This is a genomic window from Lentisphaera profundi (genome assembly GCF_028728065.1).
GTDB classification, from domain to species: domain Bacteria; phylum Verrucomicrobiota; class Lentisphaeria; order Lentisphaerales; family Lentisphaeraceae; genus Lentisphaera; species Lentisphaera profundi.
In genome coordinates, this window is record NZ_CP117811.1 from 1,699,603 (window position 1) to 1,725,026 (window position 25,424).

The 25,424-nt window shown below is 40.2% G+C and carries 19 protein-coding genes; 18 read left to right on the top strand and 1 reads right to left on the bottom strand.

What is annotated here, in order from left to right; all coding sequences use genetic code 11:
* Positions 1-22: 22 nt before the first annotated feature.
* The 14 genes from PQO03_RS06680 (at position 23) to PQO03_RS06745 (ending at position 18,401) form a co-directional block, all read left to right on the top strand.
* On the top strand, positions 23-1,513 hold the full coding sequence (locus tag PQO03_RS06680; RefSeq protein WP_274148926.1) for a sulfatase-like hydrolase/transferase: 1,491 nt from the start codon (positions 23-25) through the stop codon (positions 1,511-1,513).
* A gap of 1,224 nt (positions 1,514-2,737) precedes the next feature.
* Complete coding sequence (hsdR, locus tag PQO03_RS06685) at positions 2,738-6,121, top strand: type I restriction-modification system endonuclease (RefSeq protein ID WP_274148928.1); 3,384 nt, start codon at positions 2,738-2,740, stop codon at positions 6,119-6,121.
* Positions 6,122-6,139: 18 nt separating this feature from the next.
* On the top strand, positions 6,140-7,594 hold the full coding sequence (locus tag PQO03_RS06690) for a hypothetical protein (protein ID WP_274148930.1): 1,455 nt from the start codon (positions 6,140-6,142) through the stop codon (positions 7,592-7,594).
* A 16-nt stretch (positions 7,595-7,610) separates the two neighbouring features.
* Complete coding sequence (locus PQO03_RS06695) at positions 7,611-7,832, top strand: hypothetical protein (RefSeq protein WP_274148931.1); 222 nt, start codon at positions 7,611-7,613, stop codon at positions 7,830-7,832.
* A gap of 104 nt (positions 7,833-7,936) precedes the next feature.
* A complete protein-coding gene (locus tag PQO03_RS06700; RefSeq protein WP_274148933.1) occupies positions 7,937-9,364 on the top strand; it encodes a class I SAM-dependent DNA methyltransferase in 1,428 nt (475 codons plus the stop codon).
* A gap of 2 nt (positions 9,365-9,366) precedes the next feature.
* A complete protein-coding gene (locus PQO03_RS06705; RefSeq protein ID WP_274148935.1) occupies positions 9,367-10,719 on the top strand; it encodes a restriction endonuclease subunit S in 1,353 nt (450 codons plus the stop codon).
* Between the two features lie 12 nt (positions 10,720-10,731).
* Entirely contained in the window at positions 10,732-14,514 is a 3,783-nt protein-coding gene (locus PQO03_RS06710; RefSeq protein ID WP_274148937.1) for a P-loop NTPase fold protein, read from the top strand.
* Entirely contained in the window at positions 14,511-15,332 is an 822-nt protein-coding gene (locus tag PQO03_RS06715) for a GIY-YIG nuclease family protein (RefSeq protein ID WP_274148939.1), read from the top strand. Before PQO03_RS06710 ends, PQO03_RS06715 begins: the two co-directional genes overlap by 4 nt.
* Positions 15,333-15,795: 463 nt before the next feature.
* Positions 15,796-15,942, top strand: a complete 147-nt coding sequence (locus PQO03_RS06720; RefSeq protein WP_274148941.1) for a hypothetical protein — start codon at positions 15,796-15,798, stop codon at positions 15,940-15,942.
* Between the two features lie 145 nt (positions 15,943-16,087).
* Positions 16,088-16,252, top strand: a complete 165-nt coding sequence (locus PQO03_RS06725; protein WP_274148943.1) for a hypothetical protein — start codon at positions 16,088-16,090, stop codon at positions 16,250-16,252.
* 334 nt (positions 16,253-16,586) lie between these two features.
* A complete protein-coding gene (locus PQO03_RS06730; protein WP_274148945.1) occupies positions 16,587-17,726 on the top strand; it encodes a Fic family protein in 1,140 nt (379 codons plus the stop codon).
* Positions 17,727-17,867 (top strand): hypothetical protein, encoded by a 141-nt coding sequence (locus PQO03_RS06735; protein ID WP_274148947.1) that lies wholly within the window; start codon positions 17,727-17,729, stop codon positions 17,865-17,867.
* Positions 17,860-18,219 (top strand): hypothetical protein, encoded by a 360-nt coding sequence (locus PQO03_RS06740; RefSeq protein WP_274148948.1) that lies wholly within the window; start codon positions 17,860-17,862, stop codon positions 18,217-18,219. Before PQO03_RS06735 ends, PQO03_RS06740 begins: the two co-directional genes overlap by 8 nt.
* On the top strand, positions 18,216-18,401 hold the full coding sequence (locus PQO03_RS06745; protein WP_274148949.1) for a virulence RhuM family protein: 186 nt from the start codon (positions 18,216-18,218) through the stop codon (positions 18,399-18,401). The genes PQO03_RS06740 and PQO03_RS06745 overlap by 4 nt, the downstream gene beginning before the upstream one ends.
* A 192-nt stretch (positions 18,402-18,593) precedes the next feature.
* Here the strand turns inward: PQO03_RS06745 and PQO03_RS06750 are convergent, their stop codons facing one another.
* The gene (locus tag PQO03_RS06750) at positions 18,594-19,505 is read right to left on the bottom strand and encodes a prolyl oligopeptidase family serine peptidase (protein WP_274148951.1); all 912 of its coding nucleotides are present in this window, start codon (positions 19,503-19,505) and stop codon (positions 18,594-18,596) included.
* Between the two features lie 415 nt (positions 19,506-19,920).
* On the opposite strand from PQO03_RS06750, the gene PQO03_RS06755 reads away from it, so the two are divergent.
* The 4 genes from PQO03_RS06755 (at position 19,921) to PQO03_RS06770 (ending at position 25,379) form a co-directional block, all read left to right on the top strand.
* Positions 19,921-20,211, top strand: coding sequence for a Dabb family protein (locus PQO03_RS06755; protein ID WP_274148953.1), 291 nt, complete (start codon positions 19,921-19,923; stop codon positions 20,209-20,211).
* Positions 20,212-20,284: 73 nt separating this feature from the next.
* Positions 20,285-21,700: a sulfatase family protein gene (locus tag PQO03_RS06760; RefSeq protein WP_274148954.1), complete on the top strand. Its 1,416-nt coding sequence runs from the start codon at positions 20,285-20,287 to the stop codon at positions 21,698-21,700.
* Positions 21,701-21,702: 2 nt separating this feature from the next.
* On the top strand, positions 21,703-23,097 hold the full coding sequence (locus PQO03_RS06765; RefSeq protein WP_274148956.1) for a sulfatase family protein: 1,395 nt from the start codon (positions 21,703-21,705) through the stop codon (positions 23,095-23,097).
* Between the two features lie 383 nt (positions 23,098-23,480).
* Entirely contained in the window at positions 23,481-25,379 is a 1,899-nt protein-coding gene (locus PQO03_RS06770) for a protein kinase domain-containing protein (protein WP_274148957.1), read from the top strand.
* Positions 25,380-25,424 lie beyond the last annotated feature (45 nt).

Genomic DNA, 25,424 nt, shown 5'->3' on the forward strand with positions numbered 1-25,424 from the left:
AAACGCACAACAAAAGATCCTTATGAATAAACTACTGAAATACTATTTTTATAGCCTCCTCCCTCTGCTCTCCTTGCTACCCCTTTTTGCCGCCGATAAAAAGCCAAATATCCTCTACATCTTTACTGATGACCAAAGTCATCGCTCGGTATCTTCTTATGAAGAGGCTCATGATTGGGTACAAACTCCCCATATTGATAAGTTAGCAGAATCTGGCATGAGCTTCACTCATTGCTACACGGGAACCTGGTGTCAGCCTTCACGACTCAGTGCACTTACCGGCTTGCTTCAACATGCGGCCAATAGTTTTAAAATCACTAAGTACCCCATGGCTAGCTATGACCCAAAAAAGCTTCCTTTTTTCCCTGCTGTCTTAAGAAAAAATGGCTACGAAACTGCCTGTATCGGCAAATGGCACCTCGGTGAAGATGTGGGCCATGGTCGCGACTGGGATTACTCCGTCATTTGGGATCGTGGTGGTCCTAGAAAGAATATATCCGCCTACTTTCACAACACCTTGGTTCGCACTAATGGTGGTGAACGCAAAGCTCTGGGAGGCTATAGCACAGACCGCTACACAGAATTAGCTGTAGATTATATCGAAGATAAAAAAGACTCCCCAAAGCCTTGGTATTTGTGGCTATGTTATGGCGGTGTCCATGGGCCTTACACTCCAGCCGATCGCCACAAAGATATTTATACTGATGTGAAAGTTGATGTCCCCTCAGATGTTTTTGGACCTCGCCCCACTAAACCTGAACATTTGAAAAATATGACTCGTTGGAAAAAAGGTGAAGATGGAGTGCCAAAAGGCTTTGATAAACAAGTTAAAAAATATCACAGAGCCGTAAAATCTTTGGATGATGGTGTGGGAAAACTTATGCAGGCACTCAAAGAAAGTGGGCAGCTAGAAAACACTATTGTTATCTTCACCTCTGATCAAGGCTTTGCTTGGGGTCAGCACGGCTCCAAAGAAAAGTGGTTGCCCTATGACGCCAATATTCGCGCCCCCTTAATCATCAAAGCACCAGGCTTAACTCAAGCGGGTACAATTAGCTCAGAAGCCGTGAATGGCGTTGATATAGTCAGTACAATCCATGACTTATCTACTGTGCAAACTGAATGGAAGATGCACGGACGAAGTCTCATGCCTTTGCTGAAAGAGCCAGAACATAAGCTCGAGTCTCCGATGCTGCTCATCAATACCACTTACCAATATGGCCAGATGATTAATGACGAACTGAAAAAGAAAAACTATGATGCCTTCAAACGCCGAGGACTCTATGCTTGGATGATGATGCGCGACGGCAAATATAAATACATTCGTCATTTTAAAGATAATGTCATTGAGGAACTCTATGACCTCGAAAAAGACCCCGAAGAACTCAATAACCTCGCCGTCAATCCAGAGTACAAAACTTTACTCAAAAAACTACGCGCTAAAAATATCGAAGAATTCAAAAAGAAAGACGCCTCTTTTTTAGAATTATTACCCCCGCCTAAAAGTATATAAAAAAGTGATCAAATTATTCTTGCTCTATTAGTCGGACAAGGAATTAGATTTACTTTTTAGTGCTGAAAGTACGCATTAACTTAGCCTAGTTCGTCAGAGCTAGGAAAAACGAGTACATGAAGAATGAGTGAGTTCTGTAGGAACGCATTAAAGCTCTAATCCATGCTTACAGCATTCATTTTAGTGCTGAAAGTACGCATTAACTTAGCCTAGTTCGTCAGCGCTAGGGAAAACGAGTACATGAAGAATGAGTGAGTTCTGTAGGAACGTATTAAAGCTCTAACACATGCTTACAGCATTCATTTTAGTGCTGAAAGTACGCATTAACTTAGCCTAGTTCGTCAGAGCTAGGAAAACGAGTACATGAAGAATGAGTGAGTTCTGTAGGAACGCATTAAAGCTCTAATCCATGCTTACAGCATTCATTTTAGTGCTGAAAGTACGCATTAACTTAGCCTAGTTCGTCAGAGCTAGGAAAAACGAGTACATGAAGAATGCGTGAGTTCTGTAGGAACGCATTAAAACTCTAAACCACGCTTACAGCATTCATTTTAGTGCTGAAAGTACGCATTAACTTAGCCTAGTTCGTCAGAGCTAGGGAAAACGAGTACATGAAGAACGAGTGAGTTCTGTAGGAACGCATTAAAGCTCTAATCCATGCTTACAGCATTCATTTTAGTGCTGAAAGTACGCATTAACTTAGCCTAGTTCGTCAGAGCTAGGGAAAACGAGTACATGAAGAATGAGTGAGTTCTGTAGGAACGCATTAAAGCTCTAATCCATGCTTACAGCATTCATGATGGTTTTATATCTCCATGGCACATTGATCTGCCCTGGCTCCACAAAAGAGCTAAGCAGCAAACAGGCTTTAATGTTCACTTTGAAAAAGAGGATTATTAAACAAGTTAGTATTTAACTTATTTGTAGCGCAGCTGGGCTCGGCAATTTTATCGCGCCTTTTCCTTTGTTTGTACCTATTTATTCATATTTTCTCAATAATTCCTCATAGCTTGCACATGATTTCTATCATCTACACTCTAGTTTAGAATCGAAAAGTATTGAACGTCGCTTTTTTATGGATAAAGATATATATAATATAGTTTCAGCATAAGGTTGCGAGGGAAGTCACCTGTTTTAAGATTTTCGAGGGAAGGGAAATATGTGTATTCAGATTGAAGCAACTATAGATAAAAAGCTTATTGGCCACGCTACAGAGAGTGAGTCATGAGTGACCGGGTGAAATCCCCTAACTTTGAGTTCTTGAAAAGTGAAGATGAGTTACTTTTTAATTATGCACTACGTGCTGAACGCTATGTGTTCGACGACCCCAATTCATGTCTCATTAAACTTCGTCAACTTGCTGAACATATGGCACAACAAGTTGCAACAGCTTTCCGTATTGAGTTCAATAGCGAAACTCGTCAACTAGACCTACTAAATGATCTCTATTATCATCGCATAATATCTTCAGATATATCACAAATTTTTCATAGTCTTCGTAAAGAAGGTAACCTTGCTGTTCACGACCACGGCATGTCGGAAAAGCGCCAATCCCTCTACCAACTCAAACTCGCGCATCACCTAGCATCTTGGTATCACAAAACAGTCAATGATAGTCGCTTCAAGTTGCAGCCTTTTGTTCCACCACCGCGTCAAGAGGATCAGGAAGAGCAACTCAAAGAGACCCTAGACAATCTTACTAGCGACTTAATCGAAAAAGAACAAGCGATCAAACTTGCTCAAAGTAGTGCTGAAGAACAAGCACGCCTCAAACTAGAAGCCGAGCAAGCCGCGAAGCAGGCCTACGCAGACCTCAACGCCGCACTCGAGATGGCCGAAGAGAGCTCTTTATTATTAGAACAACAAAAAGCTGACTTCGCCCTTCAACTTCAAAAAATGAAAACCGAGGCCAACAAGCGCTCAAATTCTGACCAAGAATCATTATTAGCCCGCTCCGCTAGCGCCGCCGCCGAAATCGAAAAAACCGAAAAGACCACGCGCATTTTTATTGATGAACAACTCCGCGAACATGGCTGGGAAGTCGATTCAGACTTCATTCGTTATTCTAAAGGCGCACGCCCGCAGAAAGGCAAAAATATCGCCATCTCCGAGTGGCCAACCGCCTCAGGTCCTGCCGACTACGTTTTGTTTTGTGGTCTCCAGCCCATAGCGATAGTAGAAGCCAAGCGCGAAATCAAAAATATCTCTGGCTCCATCGTTCAGGCCAAACGCTATAGCCGCGACTTCAAAGAGAACGACGTTCAACTCGCTGGAGCTTGGGGCGAATACAAAGTCCCCTTCCTTTTCTCCACTAATGGCAGTCCCTATCACGAACAACTCAAGCACGCTAGCGGAACCTGGTTCCTTGATTGTCGCAAAAGCACCAATATCCCCCGCGCTTTTGATGGCTGGTATACTCCCGATGGACTCAAGCAACTCTTTAAACAAGATGTCGAAGCAGCCGACAAAAAACTTGAACTCGAGCCTAACGACTTACCCCTGCGCGATTATCAAAAAGACGCTGTGAAATCTGTAGAGCAAGCTATTGCCAAGGGACAACGTGAAATCATGCTCGCCATGGCTACCGGCACCGGTAAAACCCGAACCTGTATTGGCCTTGTCTACCGCCTCGTCAAGACCCGTCGCTTTAGACGCGTACTCTTCTTAGTTGATAGGACCTCACTTGGTGAACAAGCCCTCAACGCCTTCAAAGACCTGCAAATCGACAACCTACAGACCTTTGCGGATATCTTTGATATCAAAGGCATGGGTGACAAAAATGTCGATGATACCACCCGCCTGCATATCACTACTGTACAAGGAGTCATGCAGCGTATTCTTTATCCATCAAAAGATAGCCTGCCTCTACCCGTAGATATGTACGACTGTATTGTTGTAGATGAATGTCACCGTGGTTATAACCTCGACAAAGAGATGAGTGAAGTTGAACTCGGCTTTCGCTCCGAGAAAGACTATATCTCCAAGTATCGCCGTGTTATCGAACATTTCGACGCCATCAAAGTTGGTCTCACCGCTACACCAGCATTACATACCACCGATATCTTCGGTATACCCGTTTATAATTACTCCTATCGCCAGGCGGTCATCGATGGTTATCTTGTTGATCACGATGTGCCCTTTCAAATCAAAACAGCGCTTTCAAATGCTGGGATCAAATACGAAGTTGGCGAGACCGTCACCACCTATGATGTGAAAAAGAAACAAATCGACAATTTTACCACTCCAGATGAAGTCAACTTCGAAATTGAAGGCTTCAACAAAAAGGTTATCAACGATAATTTTAACCGTGTCGTTTGCCAACAACTCGTACAAGAGATCGACCCCGAACTTCCAGGTAAGACACTTATCTTTTGCGCGACTGACCTCCATGCTGATACGGTGGTTGATATTCTCAAACAAGAATTCACCAAATTTTATGGTGAGATCGACGATGATGCCGTAGTCAAAATCACTGGTAGTAGCGATAAACCGCTAACGCTTATTCGCCGTTACAAAAACGAAAGCCTACCCAAGGTTGCCGTCACCGTAGATCTACTCACCACCGGCATCGATGTCCCTGAAATCACCAACATTGTATTCATTCGTCTCGTTCGCAGTCGTATTCTCTATGATCAAATGCTTGGTCGTGCGACTAGACTCTGTCCTGATATAGATAAAGAGAGCTTTCGCATTTTTGATGCTGTTGACCTCTACAAATACATGGCCGATCATAGTGACATGAAACCCATCGTTTCAGCACCTACCACCACCTTTACCCAGCTCGCCCAGGAAATGGCCACGAATCAAGATGAAGAGCAACTCCAGCTCAGTCGCGATCAATTCGTCGCTAAGCTGCAACGCGTCAAGAAAAAACTCGAGACCATGCACTCCGAAAACTTCAAGATCACCACTGGTATGAGTATAGATGATTTTATCAAGACTATAAAAAATGCCGACGGCCCCCAAATCCAAATCATGGCCACGACCTGTATCAAACTCGCCACCTGGCTCGAATCACTGCAGCTCTACCCAGGACGTAAAGTCATTATCTCTGATCATGAAGATGAATTCATCGAGACCGTGCGTGGTTACGGCGATTCTCAAAAGCCCGAAGATTACCTCGAATCCTTCAAAGAATATCTCAATACCAATATCAACAAGATCGATGCCTTGCGTATCATTGCTCAGAGCCCGCGCGACCTCACCCGCAAAGACCTACGCGAAGTTCAGCTACTCTTGGATCAAGCCGGCTTTAGCGAGAACTACCTGCGCACCGCCTGGAAAGAAGCCAAACAAGTCGATGTTGCCGCCTCCATTATTGGCTTTGTACGCGCCATGACTATAGGCAGCGAACTCATACCCTATGAAGAACGCCTCAATCGTGCCATGAAAAAAATCATGTCTTCCCGTCAATGGACACAACCACAAGAAGGCTGGCTCAAACGCATCAAACAAACACTGCAGGATCAACGCATCATCGATCAAGACACACTCAATAGTGGAGCCTTCAAAACCAAAGGCGGCTTCAATCGTATCAATAAAATATTCCAAGGCCAGCTTGATCAAGTACTGCACGACATCAACGAAGCCATCTGGGCAAGCGCTTAATAAACTAGGATAAAATATATGTATAAAATCATCCTCTGGATACTAAAAACTTTTAAATATTGGCTTATCAACTTCATCTTGATAATCACTGCCATAGTTGCCTTTGTCTGGATTAAAACAGCGATTAATAACATTGTAGAAAATGAACAAAGAACCGCTGTAATTGAAAATAAACTCACTGAGCTTAAGAATGAAAAAGGCGGCTTCGAGAAGTCTATTGCTAATCAGCAGAAAAAAATTCTGGCAATAAGAGCAAACATTCAGGATTCAAAAAAAATAATTACGAAACACAGCCTTTCGGTACAAATGATCGATTTGAAAATCGAGGCTATCAAAGATGAATATACTATTAAAGATCTAATACCCGGAACCAATGCTTACCTAAAATTGACAACACTGAAAACAACTAAAAAAACCACTGAAAATATTATCAGTAGACAACGTGAGCTACAGAATAAATATAGAGAATGGGCTATAAATTCACCTGAAGCTAAAGCTATCAAAAAACTACGTAAGCAAATCACTAGTCTCGAAAATTCTATTAATGGTGAGCAAAAGAATCTTGCTACTAATAAAAAAGAAATCGCGGATGATGTTGTAGCTAAACTTCATCACAAATACGGTGAACAATTTCAATCAGCACTTCTTATACTTCTGGGCACTATCTTATCTCCTGTATTAATACGTTTCTTTCTTTATTATATACTTGCCGCAGGTGCGGGACGTTGTAGACCTATCACACTCTTGAAAGACAGCGCTGCCATTACCGACTTCAGTGAATCACAAGAAACTCTAGAAATAACCCTCGACGACCAAGAGGAACTTCTAATAAATCCTGAATATCTCCAGTCATCCAACATGAATTTTAGTTGTAAAACTCAATATTTTTTGAACAAGAAATTCTTTATAACTTGTATTGTTGCCAATCTTTTCACTCTAACTAGAATTAGAGATACCACAAAGACTCCTATTTCAATTTCCTCCACCAAAAATCCATTTATCAAAACAGCTACTGCTACCTTGCCTAAAGGAAGTGCTATGATTTGTCACCCGCGATCTTTAATTGGTGTGATAAAAAAACAAAGCGACAATGTCGTTATATCTCGCCATTGGAGAATACTTTACTTACACAGCTGGTGCACGCTTCAGTTCCGTTATTTAGCTTTTCATGGTGAATGCACACTTATCTTCAAAGGCTGCCGAGGTGTTAAAATCAAGAAAGCTACAGATGGTACCTTAATAGGTCAATCATCAACTCTCGCCTTTTCTGCAAATGCTCTCTACTCCAATAAACGTTGTGAAACATTTATCTCATACTTTACCGGGAAAGACGATTTATTTAATGATTGTATTGCTGGATCTGAGAGTCACTACGTCCAAGAAGAGATTGCTAGTGACGGAAACGGATCCGGTGTTAAAAGCAAAGGTCTTGAAGGCTTTGTCGATGCTTGTTTAAAAGTATTTGGAATGTAATTAACAGGAAATACTCATGTATAAATATCTAATTCTCCTCCAGCTAATCCTACTGACTTCTTGTGGTGAGCCATCACAAATAAGCCCTCGAGATGTCGATTCAAAAAACCAGACGGTTCAAGAGTCTGTGCTCCGAGAAATTGAACAAGAAGTAAAAGCGGAAGAAGCTAAAAAAAATGCTGCAGCCAAGGCAGCTAAACAGGATAAAGAAATTGAAGAACTACTAAAATCTCCTTAGCCTTCCAAACCCCCAGCCAAGAGCTCCCATTTTAGTCTTTTCCCTAAAACCTTCCGTCGCCCGTGTGGCAACACCTTAAATCCTTTTACCTGAAACCTTCTCTTATGAATACCACTACCCAAGGCATCGTACAAAAACTCTGGAATCTCTGCAACGTCCTCAAAGATGACGGCATCACCTATCATCAATACGTCTCCGAGCTCACCTATATCCTCTTCCTCAAAATGGCCAAGGAGACCGAGACCGAGAGCCAGCTACCCGAAGGCTACCGCTGGGACGACCTCATGGAAAACGACGGCGTCGAGCAACTCACCTTCTACCGTGAGCTACTCGTTCACTTGGGTACCAACGGCTCCCAACGCGTACAAGAGATTTTTGCCAACGCCAACACCATCCTCAAACACGCCAAGAACCTCGCCAAGCTCGTCAATGATATCGACGCCCTCGATTGGTACGCCGCTCGTGAAGAAGGCCTCGGCGACCTCTATGAGGGACTCTTAGAGAAAAATGCCAATGAGAAAAAATCTGGCGCGGGTCAGTACTTCACCCCACGCGTACTCATCGACTCCATCGTCTCCATCGTCAAACCCCAAGCTGGTGAAACAATTGAGGACCCAGCGTGCGGCACGGGCGGATTCATTCGCTCAGCCGATGCCTACATCAAAAATGAAACCGATGATCTTTTTGAACTGAGTCCAGATAAACAAGAATTCCAAAAACACCAAGCTTATTGCGGCGTCGAACTCGTTCAGGATACCCACCGACTCCTACTCATGAACCTCATGCTACACGGCATCGAATCTCATATCACCCTGGGCGATACCCTCTCACCCAGCGGTGCCAATATGCCTAAAGTTGATATCATCATGGCGAATCCTCCCTTCGGTGCTAAGAAGGGCGGCGATCAAGCCACGCGCGACGACTTCACTTACCCAACGGGCAATAAGCAACTCGCTTTCCTGCAACACATCTACCGTGGCCTCAAACCCGGTGGTCGCGCTGCCGTAGTCCTGCCCGATAATGTTTTATTCGAAGCAGGCGTGGGGGCTGATATTCGCCGCGACCTCATGAATAAATGCAATCTCCACACCATCCTGCGCTTACCCACAGGTATCTTCTACGCTCAGGGCGTCAAAACCAACGTTCTCTTCTTCTCGCGGGGCACCACTGATAAAGACAATACCAAGGATACTTGGGTCTACGATATGCGCTCCAACATGCCCAACTTCGGCAAGCGCACGCCCTTCACCCGCTCTTACTTCGAGGAATTTGAAAAGCTCTATGGCGCAGACGCCTATGGGTCTTCGCCAAGAACCGAGATGGAGGAAGATGAACGCTGGCGTAAGTTCTCACGTGAATGGATTCGCGACTCTAAGGGCGACTCACTCGATATCTCCTGGATCAAGGATGACGATGCCATAGATGCCGCCGATTTACCCGCTCCCGAAGTTCTCGCCTCCGAGGCCATGAACGAACTCAGCTCCGCACTCACCGACCTCCAAAAACTCATCTCATCTCTCGAGGAAGCTTAGTAATGAGTGAACTCTCCATACCTCAAAACTGGGTACTTACCACTCTTGGAAGTATCCTTTCAGTTAGTTCAGGAAAAGGACTTCCCCAATCAAAAATGGTTGAAGGGAATATACCTGTTTATGGTGGCAATGGAGTGACTGGACAACATAACACACACAGTATAGAACAAGTAACTATTGTTATAGGCCGTGAAGGGTTTTATTGTGGTTCCGTTCACCTAACTCCATCAAAATCCTGGGTAACGGATAATGCTTTTATTACCAAGTATTCTGATAGCAATATAGATCAAATGTTTTTATATTGGCTATTAAAATCCACCGACCTTAGAAAAAATGATAGCTCTACGGCCCAACCTGTAATTTCTGGTAAAAAACTATATCCAACAGATGTTTTATTGCCCCCACTAGCTGAGCAGGAAGAAATCGCCCGCCGCTTGGATGATTTATTGAGCCAAGTTGATAGTATAAAAACCCGCCTCGACAAAGTCCCCGGCACCCTCAAAACCTTCCGCCAAAGCGTACTCGCCGCCGCCGTCTCCGGCCAACTCACCGAATCCTGGCGCAAAGAAAATACTCCTATAAAGATAAATGAAACTAATAATACATACAGCCTATCTGAAGAATTCGATTATTACGAGATTCCAGATACTTGGAGTTTTACACCCATAGGAAATATTGCAGCTTTTCAGCAAGGGATGCAAATCGCAAAATCTAGTAGACATGAGGCCGATGGACCTAATAGACTTCCTATTTTAAGAATAGGAAATTACTCCAGTCAATTCACCAAGGACGTTGATTATATTGATGTAGATTCCAGTTCATTAATTGCCGAAAAGGACGATATAATACTTACTAGAACTGGCGAGAGTCGAGGGGGTGTATTAACAGGTTACCGTGGGGTATTCCATAACAACACTTTTAGAATTAATTTTAATGAGTCTGCTATTTTAAGAGAATATTTAATCATTTCATTAAAAAATGAGCAAACACAAAATTTTATAAAAGAAGTTTCTGGCCGATCTGCTCAACCAGACCTTACACATAAAAAATTTGGCCCTTGTCCAATTTCATTACCCTCCCTCGAAGAACAAGCCGAAATCGTTCGTCGAGTCGAAGAACTCTTTGCCTATGCCGATAAAGTCGAAGCCCAAGTCAAAGTCGCCCAAGAACGCGTCAACAAGCTCACCCAGAGCATACTCGCCAAAGCCTTCCGCGGCGAACTCACCGAAGCCTGGCGCGCCACAAATCCCGAACTCATCACCGGCCCCAACTCCGCCGCAGCCCTCCTAGCCCGCATCCAAGCCGAACGCGAAGCCGCCCAACCCAAAAAGAAACCCCGCAAGAAAAAGGCCTAAGGAGAATAAGGTATGGAGAAATTCGATGGCACATTAACGAAAGAATATAGAAACCTAATCGTTCAGGCTTTTGTTGATGCCGATATAGATCTTAAGAAGTTCAAAGACACCCAAGGTAGGATTGAAGGTGACATAGATTCCATAGTATATTCCTATGTGGGTAGTGAGAAGTTCCTTTTCTCAATATCTTATCATGAAAAGTATTTATGTGTCCTTAGATCACATAGTCTTGTCGAAATTATAATCCAAGATGAATTTCATTTTGTGCCAGAGCTCGTCAGAATTCTAAAATCATTAAAAGAGAAGATTTATAACGATTTCAAAGATGATATTTCATCGACTGTAGAGGCATTTTTGGAGACACCACAGAACATGTCTCCTCTAATACTTGTAACTGGCTCAGTTCAAATTGAGGATGACAACATAAGGCTTCTTGCCAAAAGAATAGGTCGAGAGTTAGCTGATTCGGGTTACAATTTGTTAGTCAGTGATTATGCAGGTGTGGACCAGACTGTACTAAAAAGTTTTGCTCATACATGTGAAGCAAAGAACTTACAGAATAAAATATTGCTTTATTTGGGGCCTAAGAGAGGTTTAAATGAGTATCATAATTTTTTAGAACAATCTGGCCGACTTAATGTAGTGCTTTATGAATCAAATAATGAGTCTTTTGAAGAACCTCTATTAAATGCAGATGCAATTGTAGTTATTGAAGGTAAAAAAGTTCCTTATGATCGCTATAAATATTGCGTTAAAAAGAATTTCAATAAACCATTTTTTGCCTTTACTCAAACAGGTGGTTCAGGGTTTAACGTGCATCAAGATATTTGTAATAATTGGTCTGAGCGTAGAAAAGATTTTAAAAGCAAAGTTAATTACTTTGACTATAGCCTCCTTAGTGAAGCATTTATTGACCATCAAGGTCCCCAAGTTTTAGCGCAGTATACAGTCAGCCTCATTACTCAGGTATTATTTTCTAAAGTAACTGACTTTAAATTCAGAGATATTCACTTTTCTAAATCATTACGGGAGTTCTTAAATTACGCTTATTCCGTGTCGAAAAAATGTACGCCAGCTCTTTTAACTCCAGAGTTAGTATTTGATTGTTTGCACCAAAGACAAATAGACCCGTATGGCAAAGGGATTGGTAAAGCTGTTAGAGCATATAATGCTCATGTTGTTCATACAGTTGCAGGCTTATTTTTAACCAAAAATAGTTTAGATATTTTTAAAGAAAATGGCAAACAACTAACCTTCATCGAAGAAGTTCCCATACCTAATAATTTACAGTTGATACTCTGGCAATCTCAACTTATTAGCCGTGTGACTCTTAATGATGGTAAAATACACCAAAGGCATTTTTTACTCGCATTATTAACTTATTTACTGAGCTACTACACCAAAGGCTCTAAAGAATATTCAACTATTTATCAACTTACGGAAAAGCTAGTTCATGATTCTTCTAAACTAGAAAGTGATTCCGAAGAGGCATGGAATGGTCTGTGGGAGCGCGTTAACGCTAATGTATATTCACCACCAAACAATAAAAATTCATTTAATCGTTTCCTCAATGACGGCTTATCCACTGATGATGCATTAGGCGTTCAACCGGATGCTCAAGGCATGGCTCGCCTCATCATGGACAAGGGTTTTAAAGGCTCTCTGGCTATTGGTGTATTTGGCCCATGGGGTTCAGGTAAAAGTAATTTCTTTAACTTCATGAGACAAGAAATAAACCTAATCTCGGGTGAGGTCTCACAATCAGATAAAGAGCAATTATTTTGCAGCGAAGTCTGCCATATCACTTTTAATGCCTGGCATTACCATGATTCGAATCTTTGGGCATCCATCTTGGTTCAAATCTATGATAATCTAGCCCGTTTTTATGCTATTAAAGCAAAGGGCGACAAGACCGAAGAGAAGCTCAAAAAATTGGCTGTAGGTGAATATGTTGACATCTCAGATGAAGAACTAGCAGAATCTTCTAAGTTCTTAGACTCCGAACTATTATCCAATAAGTCTAAAGTAGTGACTTTAAATAAAAAAATTAATGAAACTACACTAAAGCTAGAGCAATTGGCTTCTGATATTGAACAAAAAGAAAAGACACTCGGGGCCGCTTTTAATTTCACATCGATTAGCTCAATAGCCCAAACTACTTTAAAAAACAACAAAACAGTAGCAGCTGCATGTGATGAATTAGGCATCGAAAAAACTCTGGAGGATTTAGAAAAAGCTAAAAGCGAATTGATAGATAGTTCAAAATATTTATTTTCCCCAATAAAAAAAATTCCCGAATTGATCAAGAAAAAGCAAATAAACTGGTTCTATCATGCAATTCTTGCGTTAGTTGTTTTTTATATAGTGACCTTTGCATTGAAGCACATTGTACCTGATACTTCATCGATAAAAAATACGTTTGAGCCTATTCTATCATTTTTTAGTACTACTGTGGCATTGATAAGCTTATGGTCAAAAAAGCTAAAGGATTTGACATTGAAAGCGTCTGAAGCTATCACGCTTATTAAGTCTGAAGTTGATCAAGTCAGGACCAAGGAGACTATTCATTTTAATGAAGAAAAAGAAACATTACAATCCGAAATTCATGAGCTATACGCGGAAAAAGAAAAGTTAGTTCAGAATCAGGAACGCCTGTTACTTGGTAAGCAAAATATAAACCCGCATAGACATTTATATCAATTTATAGAAGATCGTTTGAACTCAGATAAATTTCGTAACGAATTAGGCTTTGTTTCTGAGGTTCGACATGAATTAGAAAGATTAGAAAAATTAGTTTCGCGATCTAAAAAAGAGGACTCTTCTGAATTCATTGATGGTGATAAAAAATTCAAAAAACTAGATCGTATCATTCTCTATATTGATGACCTAGATCGCTGTGATAAAAAAATTGTTATGGAAGTATTACAGGCGGTTCATTTATTACTCGGGTTTGATCTATTTATAGCAGTTGTTGGGGTTGATACACGCTGGGTTATAGATGCCTGGAATCAGACATATAAAACAACGGAAAGTCTGTCTGAAAATAAAGTTTCGCATGACACAGAAGCCTTGCAAATCAGCCCCCATAACTACCTTGAGAAAATCTTCCAAATCCCCTATTGCTTACCTCAACTCAATGAAAACACTTTGGATATCCTCACCAAAGATATTCAGGTAGCGTCTAGAATAACTTCTAGTAATGAAAGTGACATTGAATCTACTCAAGATTCAGCAGAAGAAGCGGAACCTATAGATTTGGATGATTCGCCTATCTCTAACATGATTGAAAAAATACGTCATGAAATCCTATTGGATTTAGAAGACACTATTAAAGCGGTGGAGATAACTGAAGACGAACTGAATTACATTCGTTCAATAGCATGGACAGAGATCACTCCACGAGTATTTAAACGCATGCTTAATGTGTATCGCATAATACGGGCCTCTTTTACCCCAACACAATTAGATCAATTTGTGATGGGTGAATTCAAAATCCTGTGGTTCCTACTTTGTCTACAAGCTAGATACCCGAAGAGTTATGATACTATTTTTATCGACATGAAGAACAGTTCGCATATGAATGTAGGTTTCTCAAATTGGTTGATAATAACTGAAGATGATTCAACTTTATTAGCAAATAATCAAATAGATCTCACACTTGACACTAAGCTACTGGGTCGTGAATTATGCGAAGAGAAATGCTCTAAGGACGCACTATGGCTCTATATTGATAAAGTCTGTCAATTTAGTTTCGATACTAAAAAACAACGAATCATCGGGGCCGTATCTAAATGATGACTCTGTTCTCTGTACTCAACTTACACTTACACTTACCAGATGTAGCTCCTGAGCTATGTAAAATTCATTTGGCTCAAAGTAACAATGATTCAGTATTAGATCATTTTTATGCAGGTACGTTTCAATCTTGGCAAGAGGGTCAAACTCAAAAGAATTTTGGGCAAGCCTATATCATCTCATTGATTCAATTACCTCAAAAGAACAAGTGGCTCTTTGCAGGCTGCTTTCGTAGTCTCAGTGTATCTTCAGAGAAGATAAATGGCTACTGGAAGTATGAAACTGAAGAACTAACCGAGTGTAGTGAATTAGAGGGTCGTTTGATTATTGATTTTCAGCGCACCGGCCGCGCCTCATACTTACGAGCGGAGAATTGGGCTGAGCAACTCACGGTAGCAGAATTCAAAGCCCAACGTATGTCCGTACAAGAATTTCCTGGCTATAACCAAACCTCAATCAGCAAATCCACGCTCGATATCATCATCAGCCAACAGATTCAATCATGGCGCGGTGCCTTATCGAATATTGCGGGTATCTACCTCATTACCGACACCAACACCGGCAAGCTCTATGTCGGTTCTGCAACAGGAAGTGAAGGCATCTGGCAACGCTGGTCAGATTATTCAGTAAATGTCCACGGCGGCAACAAAGACCTCAAAGAGGCTCTTAAACTTAATGGCTCCGACTACAGCAGGCATTTTCAATACAGTATCCTCGAAATTGCCGACACCCACGCCAGCGACCAAGACATTCTCACCCGCGAGTCCTACTGGAAACAGGTCCTCCGCACCCGCGAATTCGGCTACAACGCCAACTAAAAAGCTTTTATCTTGTCTGTGATATATCGCCTCACTCCGGTGGGGAGGTGTTGCCAGTGCTGCCACACGGGCGGTGCTGCCACACGCGATTTCACTTGTCTGCGATTTCACTTGTCTGAGACGCGAAAATAACGATTTCACTTGTCTGAGACGCGAAAATAAAAACTATATTTAACTGATAATCAAGTCTTTATACAAAAAGAATAAGCGCCAATTCAGCTGATACATTTGCTTAATAAAAAGATTTCACTTGTCTGAGACGCGAAAATAAAAACTATATTTAACTGATAATCAAGTCTTTACACAAAAAGAATAAGAGCCAATTCAGCTGATACATTTGCCTAACAAAAACTATATTTAACTTATAATCAAGTCTTTACACAAAAAAAACAAGAGCCAATTCAGCTGATACATTTGCCTAACAAAAAAGATTTCACTTGTCTGAGGCTTTGGGAGAATAGTTATGGCTGATTTATCTCAGACCATGAACTTGTTTTCTTTGCTGGGAGCGCCGATTGTTAATCGGCTCAAAGCGAAGCGCCTTAATGCTGAAGAAAATGAAAGCGTGACAAATTGTCACCAGTTGAAAATTCTCGCTCGTGATGGCTAGATGCGCAGGACTAATCTTGCTGAATTTTATAGGAGAATTGCCTAAGATGAAGCTTATGCACAGGTGAGATCCCTCCTGAAGAAAGATTTTTGGGAGAAGGGACTTGCAGTTGTTGTGAGAAATTACGATTAAATAGAGATTGATTATGACTAACTTCACCTTCATAAAAGACACTTTACCCGAAGTCTACGAACTTGGGTTCAAGACCGAAGAGCATTTAAAGCAGGACAAGCGTGCTTGTGCCTTTTACTGCCGTCTCACACTCGAAGTCGCAGTGAATAATTTTGTTCCACGGGTGAAATCGACGTAGCGTTGGATTTACTTAAATTCATTATTCATAAAATGAATAAGAGATATATTTCTATTTGATGTCAGTAATGAGACTCATGAAAATGATGTTGTTACATTTATGTTTACAGTAGTGTTACTTTATTCAATCTTGAGGGTGTATTTCATACGGAAAGGCATATTGCCTCAAAACACTACATCTAGTATATAGACGTTTCTCCAGTCACTACATCTAGTGCTTTACTAAGTATACCTGTTACTTCTTGATAGATAAAAGTGTTACTTTATTTGTATTTTTTGTGTTACTTTTTAAGCTTGAGATGTTACTTTGTTTGAATTATTTAGAGGAAGTACTTATGGAATTAAAATTACTGCAACCCGGCTTTGATTCATCTTTGACGGACTTGATCATTGATTTAGAGCATTTGAGGCAAAAGCGCTTGACTGGAACAACCCACCCAGCGGTGTTTTTCCAGCTTAAGCAAATTTTTCACATGCTGGAGAGTATTGGTTCGGCCAGAATTGAAGGCAATAATACAACGGTCGCGGCCTTTGTGGAGACGCGAATTGAGGAACGCCCTTTTATTAATGAAGATATTCAAGAAATTCGTAATATTGAAGAAGCTATTGAGTTTATCGATGAGTGTATTGAAGCGAGAGGGATCACTAAAAGTTTCCTTAAAGAACTTCATCAATATATCGTCAAAGGTCTTACACCGCCACCACATGGAGAAGGTGACCATACCGCTGGAGCATTAAGGAATCATGGGGTTGAAATCACGGGGTCGTCACATACTCCGCCAGAAACTTTTCAGGAAGTCGAAGCTTATATTGATGAATTAGTGAATTTCATCAACGAGGAGCATGCGGCTAAGTATGACCTGCTAAAAGTGGCTATTGCTCATCATCGCTTTATGTGGATTCACCCTTTCGGTAACGGCAATGGCCGTACCGGCAGACTTTTAACTTATGCAATGTTGGTAAATCAGGGATTTAAGGTTGATCAAGCAAGGATACTGAACCCGACGGCCATTTTCTGTATTAATCGCGACCAATATAATGAACAACTGGCACTCGCCGATACGGGTGATAACGCGGGGTTAGAATCCTGGTGTGAATATGTTTTATCAGGCCTCAAGGATGAAATAGGTAAGATAGATCGATTGACAGATTATCAGTATCTATCTAAAGAGATTTTATTGCCGGCCTTGAAGTATGCCCACACTCAAAAAATTGTAACTGATAATGAATTTAAGATTTTATGTTTGGCTATTGGTAAACAATCTCTGCAAAATAGTGATATTCGCGATCTCTTTCCGAGCCAAAAATCACAAGCGATTTCTCGTATGATTAAACGGTTGAAAGACAAGAAAATGTTAGCTTCGGAGCCGGGGAATCAACGCCGTTATCACATCTGTTTTTCCAATAACCTTTTGATAAGGGGGGTTATACCTCAACTAGCTGATCACGGTTTTATCCCGGTAAAGGATGATTGAATGACTAACTTCACCTTCATAAAAGACGTTTTACCCGAAGTCTACGAACTTGGGTTCAAGACCGAAGAGCATTTAAAGCAGGCTTTGATAATTTTGAATTCTCAATTTTTAATTTTGAATGGTGGTGTGTCTGATGCGTGAAAGTTTTTCATTCGTAATTATTAATTTTAAATTGGTAATTAACTCTTGGCTGGGAGCGCAGGCGTCCCGCCTGCAGGATTGCACTAGGGAGAGTCAAAACATATGGGGTTTTAATTATGGCAGAAATGCCACAATTAAAAATGCTTTTTATAAGGGGTATAAACGAGGATTATTGGGTGTATGGAAGCAATTATACAATAAGGGTTTTAAACGAGGATTATTGGGTGTATTGAAGCGCGTGTTTAAATCCGTGGAATTCGACGGGTTTAAAACAAGGAGAGACTTTTGTCAAGTTTATCCAGGTACTGAACTTAGTGAGGTTAATTTTTGGGATAAGGAAGGGAAAGCATGAAAGAAGAAGAAAATATTATTATCTACGCCAGTAAAGATGGCAAAGCTACAGTGAGCCTTTTTGCGCAGGATGATCAGGTGTGGATGACGCAAAATCAGCTCGCAGAACTTTTTTCCACCTCGAAGCAAAATGTCGGTCAGCACATCGCAAGTATATTCAGTGATAAGATTTCACTTGTCTGAGACGCGAAAATAAAAACTATATTTAACTGATAATCAAGTCTTTATACAAAAAGAATAAGAGCCAATTCAGCTGATACATTTGCTTAATAAAAATAAATATATCTAAGATCTTTTACCCTACTTTTTCTACTTTTCTTACAGGAACTAAGTAGAAACTTGATGATTTATGAATCCTCAAGTTTCTGTTTAGTTTTATTTTTGCTCCATAAACCACTTCAAGATTTTGTCATCCGAGTTCACGGCCGAAGATATATTGTGACCTAGCCCCTCAAGAAGTGTAAACTTTGGCTGAGCTCCCAAGCTCTTTATTTCTTTAAGCAGGCTTTCAATTTTGCGGTAATCGCAAGCGCCATCTTTAGAACCATGAAAAGCCCAAATAGGCACCTTTACAAAATTCTTAGCTTGCACTGGAAGTTCCCCTTTCGGACTCTCTGCTCCACCGGCTGATCTTGGCACTAAGCCCGCAAATAATTCGGGATATTTATTGCCCCACATCAGTGTCCCTGCACCGCCCATACTATGGCCCGTCAAGAATACGCGTTTAGCATCAATATTGTACTCATTAATGATGAATTTGAGTAAGCGAGTCAAGTCATCTGGGTTCCAGCCATTGGGCATCCCCTCAGCTTTCTGAAACACGGGAATGAGCAAGTTAAAAGGATATTTTCCCTTGCTTATCAATGAGGCTGTCGGGTTGCTCAAATGTCTTGATGTAGGGCCATTATGAGCCCCACCTCCATGAAGATAGATTATCAGTGGTGTTTTTTCCGTTTGATTGACTTGTTTAAAGAAGACAAATTCATTGCGAAGAGTTTTTGTTTCTGCATCCAAAGAACTCGGCATACTCACCACCGCTCCCTTTATAAAGGACTCATCCACTTTGGGTTTTGGCGTACGCTTTTTATCCGTTTGACTCGTTTTCTTCCTTGAATCACGCTCTTTCTCGAAACTTGCCCGTACTGCTTCATGTTCTTCTTTTGAGAGACGGCCATCACCATCCTTATCAAACTTCTCTAAGATTTCCTTACGTCTCTGCTCACGATCCTGAGCACAAAGATTGCTCACGCACAAAGTTGTTAATAGTACTAATAAAACATATTTCATATAATCACTCCTAAATAAGGTTTATACATAACAATACGAACGAAGATCTATAGATCTAACATCTCTGAGCATATTTAAAAATTTTGCCGTACTTGAGGTCGTACTTGGATAATAAGCTGTCTTATTTGGACATTGATACCCTCCCCGCTTTCACTTAACTTTAAAGAGTGATGGCTTCAAAAAAGATGCTTTCATTTATATCGAGTGGTACGCAAGTTCAATCACTCAAGTTTCCAATCGAGCAAGAATACACAGAAATTGAAATCAAATTTAAAATCAGCTAAATCGAATCTTTTAAGTTCTAATAATTTTCATGAATAATCTCATGTTTTTGTTACCATCTTCTGATAAAGACGTTAATTATATATAGAGTCTCTCGATATAGATAGTTTTTAATTTTATTTGGAAGAATTTCATGATTAACCATGGCGTAGTTTTCACACTTAAGAAGGACTCAGCTCTGAGTCGAGAAGAATTTTTTGCTGAAGCACTCAAGCTCAAAAAAATTAACCCCGTTATTAAATTTAAAATTGTTCGAGAGACGAGTTCAAAAAACACCTTCGAATTTGGTTTATTCATGAAATTCCAAAACCCCGAAGCCTACGCCTTATATAACAATCACCCCGATCATTTGCACTTTATCCAGAACATCTGGATCCCCAATATTGAAGACTTCATGGAAATCGATTTCGAAAAAATCCTCTAAAAATTTTAATTAAGTGTAAGCCTTAGTTTTTCGTGGTGTATTTTATATAACACGAATTTTAACTAAGGATTTCATGAGACTTCCCCTTTTAGCATTTTTCTTTTTTTGTACCACACTTTTATACGCTCAAAACCCTAATATTGTCTTTATTCTTGGCGATGATATGAACCGCGATAGCTGGGGAATCTATGGCAACCCCGATTGCAAGACCCCTAATATTGATCGTATAGGAGCTGATGGGCTCGTCTTTGAAAATCTTTACGCAAGTGCAGCAATGTGCTCGCCATTTCGCCAAGAACTCTATAGCGGTCGATCTCCTTGGCGCACGGGAACCCTAGCCAATCATTCGAAATCCATCGAAGGTACCAAGAGCCTGCCCCACTATCTCAAACCACTCGGCTACCGAGTCGCTTTACTTGGAAAAAGTCATATAGGACCCAAACAGGCCTATCCCTTTGAGTATCTAAAAGGTGATTCAAAGAGTAAAAATGCCAATGAGAAATTTCTTGCGAGTTCCGCACAATTCATTGAGTCCGCCATCGAAGAGAAAAAGCCTTTCTGCCTTTTTATTGCCTCCAGTGATTCACATGCGCCCTTTACCACTGGCGACCGCTCGGCTTATTCTGCCGATGAATTAACTGTGCCGCCCTACTGGATTGATACTCCAGAAATGCGGCAAATACTTGTTCAATACTATGCCGAAGTCAGTAATTTTGATTCCTTAGTAGGTCGAGTAGAAAAAATGCTCAAAGATAAAAACCTTTGGAATAATACGATTTTTATTGTTTGTAGTGAACAGGGATCCCAGTTCCCTTTTAGTAAATGGACCTGCTATAATACCGGCTTACACTCGGGAATGATTGCCCACTGGCCGACGAGCTCTACAAAAACAATTAATCAACTACTCTCCATTTCAGATATTGCCCCTACTCTTGCGGAGGCCGCACATTATACGACTAAAGAAAATGATTTTGATGGCTTTAGTTTTCTTAATGCCATTAAAGGTGACAATAAAGAAATTCGCCCATTCGTCTACGGTGCTTTCACCAATTGTAATATTATCGATAATCATGAAAGAGTTTACCCCATTCGCGTTATTCGCAACAAAGATTATTCATTCATTTACAATGCTAACTATCAGCAAATCACCTCGAATACCACTCTCTCATCTGCATTGAATATAATAAATAAGAGTAAAGCTAAGAAAAAATCTAAGCCTGATATAGCGTCTTCATGGCTCGCACTTTCTAAAACTGACCCTCAATATGCTTCGCGAGTCAAACAATTGTATCACCGTCCTCAATACGAACTCTACAATCGCAGAGTCGATCCCTATGAACTGCAAAACCAAATTTCTAACCCAGAATACGCTTCCATTATCAAACAACTAAAATCGGCATTAGAACAGCAACTCTATCAACTTGGGGATTCCGATCCCATTGCTACCGAAAAATCTCTTATCAAACATAAAAATAAAAAACGGAAATAAACATGAAACTATTAAGTTTACTCACCTTGTTCTCCCTAAATCTTATCTTAGCTGCTAGTGACAAACCCAATATCATTATCATTATGGCTGATGACCAAGGTTATAACGACCTCTCCTGTTATGGCTCAAAAACTATCAAAAGCCCTCGTATTGATCAATTGGCAAAAGAGGGTTTAAAGCTCACGAGTTATTACGTTGCCTCACCCGTCTGTTCGGCTTCTAGAGCAGCCTTACTTACTGGGCGCTACCCAAGGTCTGTAGGCGTTCCAGGTGTCTTCTTTCCCAATCGCAATAAGCACAGTGGCTTAGCGCCTAAATACCAAACCATTGCCGAACTCCTCAAATCAGTGGGTTACGCAACAAAAGCAGTAGGTAAATGGCATTTGGGCGATGAACTCGAATTCCTCCCCACAAACCAGGGCTTCGAGTCTTATTATGGCATCCCTTATAGCAATGACATGTTCCCCGCTTTTAGTATGAAATATTCAGATGATTGCCTTTATCTCGAAGGCATGAATCAAGAGACTATAGAAAAGGCTTTTGCTAAAAATAAACAACGACCTGCTGGCATGAAAGACAAAGTACCTCTCATGCGCAATGATGAGTGTATAGAATTCCCTACTGATCAAAGAACCATTACCAAGAGGTTCACTGATGAGAGTCTTAAATTTATTGATGAAAGTTTAAAGAATGATAAACCATTTTTTCTTTACCTAGCTCATAGCATGCCACACACACCTCTCTATGTTTCCAAAGATTTTGAAGGTAAAAGTGCCGGAGGAATTTACGGTGATGTCATTGAAGAAATTGATTATAATGTAGGACGTATCATCGATCACTTGGATCAAAAAAACATCGCCAAAAACACTCTATTCATCTATACGAGCGATAATGGTCCGTGGTTAGTAAAGAAAAGTCATGGTGGTTCGGCGCTCCCCCTTTTCGAAGGGAAAATGACGAGTTTCGAGGGTGGCCAACGGGTTCCCGCAATTATTAGATGGCCTGCGAAAATCCCCAAAGGCACAGTATCAGATGCCATGACACTCTCCATGGATATCTTCCCCACTCTTGCTAAAATCACTGGCGCCACAGCTCAAGACGCGGATTTACTCAATGGTAAGAATGCCCTCGGACTTTATGAGGATCCTGCAAATTTTAAAACTCAGCACGATTACTTTTTTTACAGCCCACGTGCAGTTCGTCACAAAAACTGGAAGTATCATCAAGTAGAAACTTTTAAACTCAAGAGTACTGCTCGAAAAACTAAGGGGCCCAGTCTTTACAATTTGAGTTCCGATATAGGCGAAAGTAAAAACCTCATCAATGATTATCCAGAAGTCGCTGCACAGTTAAAAAATGCCCTTATGGAACACAATAAAAATATAAACAAGAAATAGGTTATTTTCTTAGCTTTATACCTGAATCATCATTATGATTTAGGTATAAATTTTCTCTTATTAAATCAAATCTCAAAGACTTACTTGAATCCAGGGGCATTAGCTCACAACATATTCACCCTTATGAGGACCCTGGATATCAGTACTATTATTATCAAAGCCAATCAATTTCTTAAAGTAGCGTTAAATAATTTGCCACCTGCAGTCCTCATCATAGAAAAGCAATAAGAACGACTTCTCTTACGACTAAATCCAAAAAGCTGAATATTTTATATTCACAAAGAGTTTTATTTTAAACTCGCATCCAGTAAGTTTTTAGAGGCCTTTTAACTTCCATCTTGAATTCAGTTCGTTTAACGCAATATAATCTTTGAGAATTAGATATGAGTACAGAAAATAATACTAGCACTATTAATGATGATTCTGAACTTAGCCTATGGAAAAAAAACAATCTCAATTCTACAAAGGACGATTCACGTTACAGCGATATTTCTCTGATTTCATCACGCAAAAATAAAAACATATACTCTGCACATGATAAGAAGTTTAATCGTACCATTACACTCGTGGAACCTAATGATGACAATGAAGATCAACTAGACTTCATCAACGAAATCTTAATTACTTCATCTTTTGAGCATCCCAACATAATTCAAATTCTTGATTTTGGTGTTTGGAAAGAAGACATTCCTTACTACACCATGCAGGAGACTGATAGCTTAGCTTTTAAAGATTATATCAGTAATGAAAATTCTTCCGAGAGTCAAAATCTTACGATATTTTTAAAAACCTGCGAGGCCTTGTCCTACGCTCATTCAAAACACATCACCCACAACACTCTCGACACGACAAATATTCATATAAGTCCCAGTGGTGAAGTCACCATCTCTGGATGGAAACAAATTAATAAAGTTGAAGTTCAAACTCAATCTACGCCTCCAGAGAATCAAGATAAAACGAAAGGTACTGCTTCAGAAGAAAATGAGGAAGCAGATCAAGAGAAAGCTTCAGAAGAAAATGAGGAAGCAGATCAGGAAAATAAAGATACGGAAGTGCCCCTCAATATAAACGCTGATATTTCCAGCCTCGGGTCTATCCTTAAAATACTCTATTCGCAAGATCCGGAAAAAAATCCTCCAGAAGCTATCAGTGTTGCTATTACAAAAACTCTAACTAGCGCTCTAACTAATAATCCCGAGCAAAGCTACCAAAATGTTAATGAGCTAAAAGGAGAAATCGAGGATTTCCTTAAAAGTCAGACCTCAAATACACAAGAAGCCGGATTCTTTAAGAGCATTAATTTACTGTTTCAAGAAAATCAAAGTATCTGCTCAGTACTTTTACTGACCCTTGGTCTTCTTATCGCTTTTTCGGTTTATTCATTGATGGAGATATATGATAAAAATATCGTCCTAAAAAAGTCTGTCGAACAAGTAAAAAAAGACAATCGTAAGCTTAAAAAATCACTTAAAGTAGAAGCCACAATAAATGCGAAATTCCTGAAGTCAGAACTTCAAAAAACTGAAAAACTCATGAGCTACCCACTCTATTTTCAATCACCAAATAGCTCATCAAAACAAGCTTTAGATATTTACTTCAGTCAAAGAGATCAAAAAAAGCATCATAAAGAAAAATTTATGATCCTAATGATAAGACAGGATTTTGAGTCAATAGTGAAACGAAAGATCAAAGCTCCACAAGCGCTGATAAGAATTGCTCGAAATTTCGCAAAAAAACCAAAAGCTGAGAATGGTCTACTAAAGGAAGAAAAAGATTTTAACCTGCTTCTTATACTCGTCAATAAACTACCTTTTGCCATGCAGGAATTTAAAGAGCAATTTATCGAAAGAGCTATTTGCTATAGAAATGAAATTGAACAAAAGACGACCGTATCACCAAATATAGTCAGACAACTAATAAAAGTTTGGAACCCCGATTGGTCCACTAAAAACTTTTCTTACAATCCCGATAAAATGAATTCCAGACTAAAAGGGTCTGAGGTCAAAATACTTTTAGATGATACGCCCTACTCCTCTGGAAAATCTTTTTTGCGCTTTCTCAAAATTAACAATCTTGATTTGAGACAATCCGGCATAGAATCTTTAGATCAGATAAATGGTCTAAAGCTACAAAACCTGGATATCAGAGCTACAAATATTCAAAACTTTCCCACACACGAAACTGCACTAAAGATAGATACTCTTCTTCTTAATCCAGATCAATTTGATGATGAGGCTTTAAAGAATGTCCCTGCTACTGTAAATATCATAAAGAGAAAATAATCTTTTATTATCCGCTAACAAAAGAAAAGAAGCTCCGGAGCTTAT